Origin of the sequence: Bradyrhizobium sp. BRP56 (assembly GCF_020194035.1) — a bacterium.
Taxonomy (GTDB): domain Bacteria; phylum Pseudomonadota; class Alphaproteobacteria; order Rhizobiales; family Xanthobacteraceae; genus Bradyrhizobium; species Bradyrhizobium australafricanum.
Map to the genome: position 1 here is coordinate 1 of NZ_JADYVV010000124.1, position 11,001 is coordinate 11,001.

The 11,001-nt window shown below is 57.9% G+C and carries 8 protein-coding genes and 2 pseudogenes; 3 read left to right on the forward strand and 7 right to left on the reverse strand.

Annotated features, from left to right (window positions below):
* Positions 1–191 precede the first annotated feature (191 nt).
* The 3 genes from I6F38_RS42325 to I6F38_RS42335 all read right to left on the reverse strand — a co-directional run bounded on the left by I6F38_RS42325 (position 192) and on the right by I6F38_RS42335 (position 2,671).
* Positions 192–395 carry a hypothetical protein gene (locus I6F38_RS42325; protein WP_225164562.1) on the reverse strand — a complete coding sequence of 68 codons (204 nt, stop codon included), beginning with the start codon at positions 393–395 and terminating at the stop codon, positions 192–194.
* A 284-nt stretch (positions 396–679) separates the two neighbouring features.
* Positions 680–853, reverse strand: a complete 174-nt coding sequence (locus tag I6F38_RS42330) for a hypothetical protein (protein WP_225164563.1) — start codon at positions 851–853, stop codon at positions 680–682.
* A gap of 915 nt (positions 854–1,768) precedes the next feature.
* Positions 1,769–2,671: a hypothetical protein gene (locus tag I6F38_RS42335; RefSeq protein WP_225164564.1), complete on the reverse strand. Its 903-nt coding sequence runs from the start codon at positions 2,669–2,671 to the stop codon at positions 1,769–1,771.
* Between the two features lie 823 nt (positions 2,672–3,494).
* Here I6F38_RS42335 and I6F38_RS44165 point away from each other — a divergent pair.
* The 3 genes from I6F38_RS44165 (at position 3,495) to I6F38_RS42350 (ending at position 8,626) form a co-directional block, all read left to right on the forward strand.
* Positions 3,495–3,983 (forward strand): hemolysin-type calcium-binding protein, encoded by a 489-nt coding sequence (locus tag I6F38_RS44165; RefSeq protein WP_194456249.1) that lies wholly within the window; start codon positions 3,495–3,497, stop codon positions 3,981–3,983.
* 1,477 nt (positions 3,984–5,460) lie between these two features.
* The gene (locus I6F38_RS42345; protein WP_225164565.1) at positions 5,461–6,300 is read left to right on the forward strand and encodes a glycosyl hydrolase; all 840 of its coding nucleotides are present in this window, start codon (positions 5,461–5,463) and stop codon (positions 6,298–6,300) included.
* A gap of 1,312 nt (positions 6,301–7,612) precedes the next feature.
* The gene (locus I6F38_RS42350; RefSeq protein ID WP_225164566.1) at positions 7,613–8,626 is read left to right on the forward strand and encodes a hypothetical protein; all 1,014 of its coding nucleotides are present in this window, start codon (positions 7,613–7,615) and stop codon (positions 8,624–8,626) included.
* On the opposite strand, the gene I6F38_RS42355 is transcribed toward I6F38_RS42350, so the two are convergent.
* The 4 genes and pseudogenes from I6F38_RS42355 to I6F38_RS42370 all read right to left on the reverse strand — a co-directional run.
* Entirely contained in the window at positions 8,610–9,287 is a 678-nt protein-coding gene (locus tag I6F38_RS42355; protein ID WP_225164567.1) for a hypothetical protein, read from the reverse strand. The genes I6F38_RS42350 and I6F38_RS42355 overlap by 17 nt on opposite strands.
* Positions 9,288–9,352: 65 nt before the next feature.
* Positions 9,353–9,716, reverse strand: a pseudogene (locus I6F38_RS42360) (HipA domain-containing protein); the annotation flags it as partial.
* A gap of 205 nt (positions 9,717–9,921) precedes the next feature.
* Entirely contained in the window at positions 9,922–10,257 is a 336-nt protein-coding gene (locus tag I6F38_RS44345) for a hypothetical protein (RefSeq protein WP_346657177.1), read from the reverse strand.
* A gap of 324 nt (positions 10,258–10,581) precedes the next feature.
* Positions 10,582–10,695 (reverse strand): annotated as a pseudogene (locus tag I6F38_RS42370) (SOS response-associated peptidase); the annotation flags it as partial.
* Between the last annotated feature and the right edge of the window lie 306 nt (positions 10,696–11,001).

Below are 11,001 nucleotides of genomic sequence, written 5' to 3' on the forward strand. Positions count from 1 at the left end.
GCTTTGCTCCACGCTTTCTTCAGACCCCACCTCGCGATGATGCCCTTGCGCTTCGCTAACCCTTCGCCGCCATCAGGCTGGGTAGAGGACTTCCACCTCCAAGCTGTCGTTCATACTCGGCACACAAACGAAGGGCCCCCGCCGGATACGAGGGCCCTTACAGAACTTGGAGGAGGAGAAGTCTCCAAGCCCTATGTTGGCGACTGCAAACCTGAAGACGATACCCATTGATCGATGTCAGCTGCGATCTCCGCCCTCCGCGCACGCTTCAGCAGCTGGTCGCGCTCGACGCCTGGCGGAAGCCGCGCTGCCTTGTGGAAGATATGGTCGGCAAACGCATTGAGCCGGTCCTGCAGCGATGTGGTTTGCTTCGCCCTATTTCTGGTTTTCTTCATAATGCGCTCCGTATTTTCTCGGGAGCGTTGAGGGCTCACCTTTGCGATGAGCGTATGAAGTTATAATGATCGTTTCCACAACCTAGGTTACGACCGCGATAATACTTTGAGCGTACTCGCGCGAAGAAGACTTCGGAGGTCATGTCCGTGGCATTCGATTTCCGCCTGTAAAAATAGACTCTACCCAGGTCGCTTTGCGCTTCTTGAGCGGCTTACTCAATTTACTTTTTGGACTAATTACACTGTCCAGCGCCTTCGGGGATCTTGCTCGACGTCGTCCGATTTCAACCGGTCGCGACTTTGCCCACGTGGATCATTTTTTTGCCCTCCTGTTTTCCGAGATTCGTCGCGGCGAAACTCGTGGCCTTTGATAAATCCGATAACCAGAAACTCGCCCGCCGGACGGTCTTGACCTTCAGCCAGGCTTCGTTGCGGTCAGAGCGGTGCGGCGCGTCCATCTTCTTTGAGATAATGCCCTCGTATTGAGCTTCGCCGCGTGTTCGAACAGCTTCTGTCCATCACCCTGACGTCTCACTGAAAAGAAACCGGCGGTTCGAGCTGGCAGGTGTCGAAGAGCCCCTGCAACATGGCCTTGCGCTCGATTGCGGCGTCTTGCAAGCCCTAGGCGAGCAGCCACAGGAGGTCGAAGGCGTAGCAGAGCAAACGATCCTGGCTGCCCCGGGCGAGTTCGGCCTGCAATTCGCTGAAATTAGTCCACCCTCATGGACGACCGTACTTCGCCATCAACGGTGTAAGCCTTAGCCCTTTCGCTCGGAAAGCGCAGCGCCGGAGAAAGGAGCAGCGGCGACAACATCGCGCATCAACGAGATGATCGACGGCTCAATATTGACCAGTGGCTCGTCGTCAGGCCTATCGCTCGCGAGCCTCGGTGCGTGGGCGAAGGGTAAAAAGGTTGATCGATCGCCACGAGCGAATACATCACGCCGGACAGCAGGCCGCCGGCGCGTCCAAACTACTGTTGAGTTCGCTAGTACTTGCAGCCTTAGCTGCAGTCGCGAATTCACTCTTTTTCCCACCAACTTCGGGCTGCCCGGCCGATCGGAGCCACAACGGGAAAGTACGTGTTTTGTGTCTCTTGCCTCGAACTGATCCACAGGTGTAGATGTGATGCCGGGGCCGAGCCGGATCGCCGAAGCGCTATCCGCCGAGAGCAATGGCGGCCTCCTCGGGACTTACTCCACCAGCGAACGCGCCACCGGCGGGCACTGGTGGTACAATGTGTCCAAAGCCTCGCGCGACGGCGACGACTATCGCGTCAACGCCGAGGAATCGTTCTCCACGAGCTGGGGCCAGGCCGACATCTACTCTTTCGAGATCAGCAGCACAAATGTTCCCTCCGGATCCTCCCCCACTCATCCTTCCGTCTCTAGCTTCCTGTATGGATTCGGTTCGCTAGCGGCCCGATAGTCATCCAGATTGCCGCCCAGGAACAGTACCTCGCGCTCCTCTGTTGGCGTATCGCTCACCCATGCCAGATCGGGTTCATCATTCTCAGTCCCGTCCTCAAGTATCTCGACGATCTGTTGGGACGTCCAGGTAGCGGCCCTCGGCACCGTGTAGGTGTGCAACTCGTTCGCATTTTCCGCGATCGCTTTCGCGCCATACTCGTTGGCATCGTCCGGCGAAAGCAGCAGTCGCGAGGCGTCCTCGGACAGTGACACAAAGGGCGAAAAATTTGTGTCTCCCCTCATGTGCCCTGCCGCCGTGCGACCCAGATCAAGTCGTTGCCCTCCCCAAATGTTCCAGGGGGCGTGCTCGTAACGCAAAGCCGCCATGAAACGCAAATGGTCCGCCGCGCTCTGATGCTCCAACGCATGCGGCTTGCAATGGGCGGCGTCGTCTTGAAAACGTTGCAGCTGCGCATACGACGATGCCACCACGTCATCGAAAATGCGGCTGCGATCGACACTGCCGGCTGACTGCCCAGTCGTAGTTGGCCAATGTGCTGCTTGTTGAGCAGCCAGCTCGATCTCCCGTCCGAGCGCCCCGACGTTTGCACAGGTCAGCGTTGCGGCTAGTTGAGCGCGCGTTCTAACAAAGGATTCAGCCGCGCACCTTTCGCTACCTTGAATAGCCCGCGCTCGCTTATTGCCGTCCGTCACAATCCCGGATGATCCAGCCTCCAGTGGAGCTGCTGTTTGGTGAATTGGCTCAATCTGTCCAAGCTGCTGCTCAAAGTTTGCTTGCCCTGCCTCTTGCGGCTCGACGAAGCACGTGCGAGCGGCGGATGGGTTGATATTGTTAGATGGATCCATTTCATTCTCCCTTGACAGCCTTACCGTCAAATGCGCGAGCTGTCCCTACGCTATAATTGCGGGAACACCGGCTTAGGTGCTCAGATCTGATCGCGCAGGGCGCGATTGAGCAGAGAAGCTCGAATGCTCCCGGGTGCATAGCGTAGTGCGTCCGCGAGACGTCTGGACCATCCAACGGTTTTGTCTTCAGGTCGGACCATCCCAATCCGTCAGTTTGACGTCGCTTTGCAGGGACAAAATACTTCCACGTTTCCAGTCTAGCCGATTTAGCTGTCGAGAAGCTGACGCGCCTCCTCACTGCTAGGTGCGACTCATGGAAGCGTGCGCCACATGGCGAACGGCAGTACAAAAAGCGGACAATCAAAGCACCAGAACTTCTCGATCTTTGATGGTCTGGAATTGCGGCACTTTCGGTGCTGCCGCTAGAATGATTTGGTGCGCTGGACCGCCAACAGAAGCCATCCTCGCAAAAGTCCAGTCTGCCACGTGGAGAGAACAGCGCCCAAGCACGAACTTGCCTGTTTGCCAATAGTGCCGGTCTACGTGATCAAGCCTTCGCCGCTTACCCCGATACGACCGGTGTTGTCCTGTCCACCTGTCTGGACCGACCTCGCCACTTCGCGTACCAATTTGATCATGCGGCATTAGAAGTGTGAGCCGCTAGGCTATCGAAACCACTTGCACAACGGCTCGCCATTGCATGACGTGTTGCAACGGCATAGCCAAGTCAGGTTTTCGTCAGATCCGATGTGTATGTCCATCAGCGCGAGCCTGATCACTTCCGCGACGGCTCCCCTGGCAAAACACGACGAAGGAATATGACATGGCATTCCGCGGTACGAACACCAACGATCACATCGTTGGGACTGCTGATAGCGACTTTATTCAGGGTCTAGGCGGGAACGATTTGATCTCCGGCGGTGGGGGCGACGATGAGCTTGAAGGCAATCAGGGAGCCGACACAATCCATGGTGGTGCAGGTGACGATTTTCTGTACGGCGGTCAGGGCAACGATGTTCTGTTCGGCAATCAGGGCAACGACAACTTCATGTTCACGAGTGGGAACGGCAAGGATTTCGTGATGGACTTCACGGTGGGAGATAAACTGAATATTGAGGACGGGATCAATCACACCGGTATTCATACGCTTGCCGATCTTGCCAGTCACATCAAGGCGGCTGGCCCTGATACTACGGTCGTTGATCTCGGAGAGGGCAATTCGATCACGCTCTCACATGTGAATGCCGACGATGTTCTGCATCACCCGGACAATTATTTCTCAATCATGCATATCACCGATCAGCCCACCTGATCCTCGCGGTTGTCCTTGTCGGCCGAACATGGCGCAGGGGCACGGCGATCCGCGTTGGCACGCCATCCTGCCGCGGCCATCGCCCTCGGCCGACGGTCAAACATTTTCCCAATGAGCAGAAACATGCGATCTGGGCGGATCGCCATGTTTCCGCAAATTAGCATGTAGCCTGGTAGACACCGAGGGCGCCGATGGCGTTCCTGCACCGGATCAATGCAGTGGTGCTGGAACCAAGCGACATCTCGTCGCCATGCGAACGGTTGACCCAAGTTGGCGCTCGCGGCGGGCGTCAGGTCTGCCGCTCAGCAAAGCCGCTGCGCAGGGCTGGATCTCTTTCGTTGTTGCACATGATCGCCATCCCCTTCAGGCCGTGCGGAATTTCGTGGTGTCGAGAACGCGAAGGGCGAATCGTGCAAACTGACTGGTCACAGCTTGCGCCATGGCGGAACCGCGGGAGCGGCACGCCAGCGGGCTTGATCTGGACTGCGCTCTGCACCCTCACTGTGAATGTGATCACGAACGCATTGGTAGCGGACGAGGGTGGCGGTGGCAATGAAAAGCACTTCAATGAAAGCGCTCGTGCACGGCATACGCCTATGTCTTCACTCTCCATTACAGCCTGCATGGCGGCCTTCGCCGGAGCGACACCGATAACCTGTTCGAGGCACCAGATTTTAGCCAGATCATCGAGCGCATGAACGGAGCGAGGGCTTCTGCTTTTACCGGATGTGTGATCTGGCCCCACCAAAATTGCGGCGTCACGTATCGTAGGTTCACGGCCGAACACTTGCTTCTAAAGACGATATGTTCAATCTGTTTGCCCCCCCCCCGCGGGTTCACTTCGTTGGGCGAAGCGGCTATCTCTCAGCCTGATCGTCGGCGGCGAGCCAATCATGATTAGCCAGCTCGGCTACGAGAGTGGAGCGGATAGATTGCGCTTCTGGGAGGCATTGCCGAGGGTTAGCCGTTCTTCGCTCTTTTCTCCGAACGAGTTCGGCTGATCGCCGAAAAGGAGCAGCTCACTCAAGACTTTCCTATGCGGCCCGACGACTTCTCATCGCATTCCGATTCGAATGTTGCTTCTGCATCGCGCTCTTTCCGCCTTCGGCTGACCGCTACACCTGCGCCGGTAGCTACCCCACCTCGTCCTTTTCAGTCGAATGAAGACCGATGAGCGATAAGGGTGTCGCCGGTTATTGAAATTGGAAGCAGCCACCAAATTTGCAGGCTTCGGCACATGAAATGCGTGCTCCCACTCCTTGTCGGACGTTCGCTCCGAGTATGTTCGAACGAGGCTGGCCATCCAAATGGAGCGTTCTCATCCGAGACGGAAAACCGGGACGGAGTTCACTTTTTCGTCTCGAACTCGTCAGCTTCTCGAAAGCCAACCGTCCTAGCATTCGAGCCTAGTCTCTAGCTATCGACGCCGCCTGCGACCGAACCGGCCACGAACCCTGGGGGTACGTGCTCGGCGGGTATGCAGCAGACTTTGTTCTCAAAACAGATAGGAGACGCTGTGGAGGCCAATCGGATAAATGGTGCGGGTTCGCCAGGGTCCCCAACGGGAGACGTCCAAACACAGGAGGATCATGACCGATTTACGCAGGTCGTGAATGAAGCCAGGCCATCATCAGTTGCCGCGCCAGGGTCGGCGAAAGCTCCGATTTGGAGGTCGAGCGCTCCATACGGAAGCTTTTCACTCGGTATCCACTCTTGGAACAACGACGTATGGGGGGCGGGCGCTGGGCCTCAAACGATTTCAGTGAGCGCCGCCAATCAGTGGGGCGTGTGGTCGAACCAGCCTAACACTCCCGGCATCAAGAGCTATCCGCACGAGACTTTCAACGTCGGAAAGCCGCTCAGCTCCATCAAGAGTTTGACCTCGAGCTTCAACCAGCAAGTGCCTACCGGTGGCGCTTGGGACACCGCCTATGATATTTGGGACACCTCAAACGAGCACGAAATCATGCTCTGGACAAACTACACCGGAAATCCCGACGGTGGCGGCAACGTTAAGCCAATCTCGTATCATTACGCCCCTTCGGGAGCCGCGATCCCGGTCTACAGCAATGTCAACATAGGTGGAGCGACCTGGAACGTGTTTGAAGGCTTCAACGGTCACAAGGTCATCTCATTGCTCCGCACCTCGAAGACCAACAACGGCACGGTGGACATCAAAAGCGTCTTAGAGTGGATCAAGTCGAAGGGCTACTTTGGCGACATAAAGGTTGGTAGTGTCCAATACGGTGTCGAGATTACTTCTTCACCAGGAGGAATGAACTTCAATTTCAACAACTGGGCGGTGACCTCGAGGTGAATGCCCGCGAGCTGTGAGCTGGCCTGCAGTCATGCCATTGAGCCGCGCCGACTGACGGGCTCAGCTTGCCGCTTACTTTTAAAAGGTCTGACTCCAGTGACACAGCCAGCAGAGATGCCAGAACGGAATAGGCTCTGGCACAGTTGCCACATCGATCGATCAACTGTCTTCTGCCCCAACAGCCGCACCAAGAGCAGCACCAGCGGCACGACATTGGGGCCAGGCTTCAATGCCGTAGCCAAACAAAGGCCCGACATAGACTTCGGCGGCGACGAGCCAGGGCGAGCCCGCAACACTGCTTCGGACAATGAAGATGAAGAATGTCGATCCTTCGCTTGGTTAGCTGTAACGCTTCAGCGTATCGCTTATGGCTTGCAGAGCAGCGGGTACGCGCTCATGCGGTGGAACCAACCGCCTGATGGCGTCTTCTTACCGCTTACAAAAGAAGGGCCGCCCACGTTGCCGCAAGCGACCCAAGTCTAGGGAGGAACGCCCAAGGAGGGCAGCGATAGCGGGGCGCTACCGCGCATCCTGAAAATAAGACCATCGTATCGGCGGCTCAATTGAACGTAGGGAAACGCCGGGCATCTAAAGGGGGCATGGAACGATACGAAGGTTTATGGTGCCCGCTGGTGAAGCCGACCACCTCCGCACCAGGCGCAGGCTGTCATTGCCTATGCATCCCATTGAGCAGCGGCCAGAACTTGGTCACCGAGCCGTGGCTGGCTTGCCTTGCATTGTTCAAACTACATCGGTGAGAAATTCGCGATGAACCTGCCCCTGGACTTAATCCCGTTACCTCCGCAGGACAGCCAAGCCGGAGGCTGCGCTTATCCTCGTCGGTCAAAGAGCTTGCTGAACGACTGGTGTGGAATGATGCCATCGGGAGGTGACGACCAACCGATTCCTAACCGGGGCTGGCTCCTCCACCTAGACCATAGCAACATGGACCCATCGTTGCCGAGCCCGCCGCCAGATCAGGCCCTCGTCGAGATCAAGCCGATTGTACATCCATCGGAGATCAACTCGCTTCAGGCCCCAGCGCAAGGTGTTTCTTGCCAAGCTGAGCAGCAGCACATTTCGTCGTCGGCGGCGGTCAATTGGCGTCGTTTGATTGACAGAGCTTGACAATAGCGAGAGCACCCTCCTCCCGAGAGTCGACCGCAGCGAGCGCAATCCTTGACGTTGGTTCGATCTGTAAATCGACGTCACACCGATGACAATCGGGAGGAGGAAAGCGGGATAGAAATATGCACGGCGAGCCATTGCCCCGAAAATGGGACATCTGATACGGAACGGCGAGAGACGACAAGTGAATGATCACATAGGTTTCCAGAGTTTCTTGCATAATGACGCCGCCGACCTGCTGCCCGATGAGGGCGCTCGGCATCGTTTTGAGGCGATCGTGGATCGTGCAGCGGATGCGCGTTCAACGTGGTTGCCGGTTGAGGAGCAGATGCGCGCAACGCGTGCCGAGCTTCATCGCGTCGAGAGCCACCGCCAACAGCTGATATTGACTCGCAGCGCCCATCGTCCCGGCGCGGACAAGGAGGACAAGCAAGTCCGTGACCTCGACAAGCAAGCCAGCGAGCTGACCGAAAAGTTGCGTCGCCTCATTGCTCGAGAGGCGACCGCTGCTGCCCGCATGCGGAACTGCGGGATCCTGGCATCCCGCTGCCGGGCCTTTCTGGCTCCCGGCGGCCTGCCGTCGCCCGCGCGCCTTGCCTCCGTCTCTCCAATCACGCTGTCGGAGATTCTAGAGCGAGGCGAGCGGATCATTGACGCGCTCGAGCGTCTGCGCCTGCGCATCCGCGAGCTCGAAGCCCACGCCCACCAGATCCGCAGTGCGCCATTTCCCAGTGAGGCGAAGAAGCGAGACGCCGCGGCGCTGATCGCACGACTGGCGGAACGTGGGGCGCCATCTATATCGGCCATGATTGATGACAACGCGAGCGAGATCGCATGGCCTTACACCCTCCAGGAACACAATCTGATTGCTGTCGTCCCCGATGCGAACACGCGGGTTGTGGGCACCGCATCTGGGCAGGTTCCCGATGTGATTGGGCTGCTTTGTTGGGCCCTTCGTGACACTCTGACCGAAAAGGTGAACGAACTTATCGAGACGAACAGCGACGATGCCGCCGCGCTCCCCGCGCATGAGCGTGAAAAGCAGCTGGCCCAAATCGAAGCCGACAAACTGATGACCGAACGCAAAGAGACAACCTTGGTACAGGCCGCGCAGGCTGCGGGCGAGGCCGTCGAACACCGCCACGACATCAGCGTTCTGGCCGCGCTCCAGCTCGAGCTGGTCACGCAGTCACGATGAGGTCTGCGACTGCCCTTGGCAGGCATCCCGGCGCAGGCAGTCCCTCTCGACGCAATCGTCTCCACGACCAACATCCCCCGCTGCTTTCATTCCGAAAGTGACGGCAGAAATGGCGCTCTGCTGCGCCAGGAGAACGAACGGCCGCGCATGGAGCGAGACATAAGAGGTTGATTGCGATTTTTGCCGGAAGCCGGACGTGAGCTTCCGCTTTATCGAGGACCATCGCGACGCCTATTGATCTCAGCCCGGCGCGCCCTTCGTCGGCGTTGACGACCGTGCTTTTGGCGATCCCGGCCTTGATGAAAGCGGCGGCCTGCCTCTCGGAACCGAACACGGACGGGACCGAATTGCCGCCGCGCTCGCGGATGGCGACCTTGCCCTGGCCGTTCTGGTTACGGGCAAAACGGCGGTCAACGCGATCCTCTTGAGGTTGGCGGGCTTCACGTCGCCGAAATAGCGAGCCGCCTATTGGGATTGCCTGCATGAACGCTCCGACATGCGCCGGATCAATCGTCAGGAGGCGTACAGCCTCGACAGCGCTTGCACAATCAGGCTGAGGAGTATTCAGCCGCCGCCGTCGACTCAGCAACCTTACCTTCGCCGCCCACGATATCGGCCCGCGGATAGCCTTGAAGGCCGTCTTGGCCTCCGCGTCAGTCATGTGGAAACACCTGAGCCAAGCTCAGGGTCGTAATTGTCGCGGCCAGTGGCTGCCGGCCAAAGGTCCTGAGCGAAATCTTCGATGTGAATTCGGGTACCTTTGGGTCCACGGTCGAAACGCTTCACCAGCAAGACCTTGCCGATCGACAATGTGTTGAATTCTTCGGGAATTCCTTCGAAATCGGATTTTCGACAAGCTCGCGTTCCGGCACGTCATTCCGAGGATTTCGGACAACGCCAGAACGGCGAACTCGTTTTCCGACAATCCGACAAGATTGGACGAAGGGAATTTTGCGATGTACTGACCTTGCTCGTCGCCGATGGGCAAACTCAGTCCGCCACCCCTGCCCGTATTTTTCGTCACGGAGAGCTTCATGTGAACTCCCGCCAAGGAAGACCGCGCTTTTATCTCACGTGGATTGTCTTGAACGGCTAGGAAATCAGACGTCCTGCGTTGAGGAGGCAGAAATCGCAAGGGTTTGCCAACCATGGATGCTTTCAGGGCCGGCCGCTAACCAATCGAAAATCGATCCGCCTCATGTTCGCGCTGTAAGCTGAATGGGCAAATCAATCATGACAGGATCGGCAATTCAGGAAAACGTGCGTCGCTACCGCGCAATAGCCTCGCTGTGCCGTCAAGCCGCAGCATTCCGCCCACTCCAGCGAGTCTCATTGCTGACGCAGGCCGACGAATGGGAGCAGAGAGCGGTTAGTGAGATCGAAGAATACTTTGATGCCCAAGACTCTGCGATATCCAGCGGATGGCTCAATCCTGTGCTAAGGTTGATCATGCCGGTTAGGCGCTTCAGCGCCTCTTCGACCGGCTCCGAAAGGCTGCCTGGCTGCCCTTCCTCGCCCTTCGGACCAATCGTCTTGGGCTGCCAAGTCGCCTTCCACTCCTGAGCTTCGTCGTTGTTCCATCGTAGATACAGGATCGCCTGTGCGCCCCACGCGTCGTCGAGCTTCGCCATGTCTTTCGTTGATATGTGGACCCCGACCAAAAGTCCCTGCCCCGCCGTGGTCCCTAAAAGTCGAAGCGCTTTCGAGCGCCATCGGTACCCCCTCAGTCACCCCCACGCGCTGCCCCTTTGCCAAGGCCTTAGCAGCCGGACCTAGCGCCTTCGCAAATTCGAGGTCTTCGAAGTTCCTCTTGTTGGGTACCACCAGAGTAACCTTGCCGATTCCCTTCTCCTTAACGAGCTTGAGAATGCCTCCCAAGGCCGTCTTAATCTGGCCGGCTTGCTTCTCAACGATGTATCTTTCAATCGCCACGTGTCAGATCTCGCTAGTTTGGACGGAGTACCCCAGCGTGCCAGCATGAGTACGCGCTCGCAACCCGTCTCATAGCGGACAATAGGCGCAGGGTAGTCCGGAAAGGTGCCCGGCATCAGCGGCAGGTTCACACCTGTCCCGGCAAAGCCCTTCATTTGAGGACCGACGGTGACTTCCCGATCATCCACAAGCCGGGGTTCTTGTCGCTCGTCATCCCGAACTTCGCCCTCGGCCCGGTCGGCTTCAAGGACGCCTTCCTTACGAAAATCCAGCCCAATAACCAATGGAGAAGGTCGCCATTGAATCCCGGTCGGTGGTACGCATCCGGCCAGCACCCCGGGCAGTCGCGCCGGTCTGCCGCGGCGCCTCAGGCAGCAGCCGCATTGGGCTGTTGGGTCGCCTTCCAATTCCACGGGAGCAGGTCGGCGACTCTGTTGACGGGG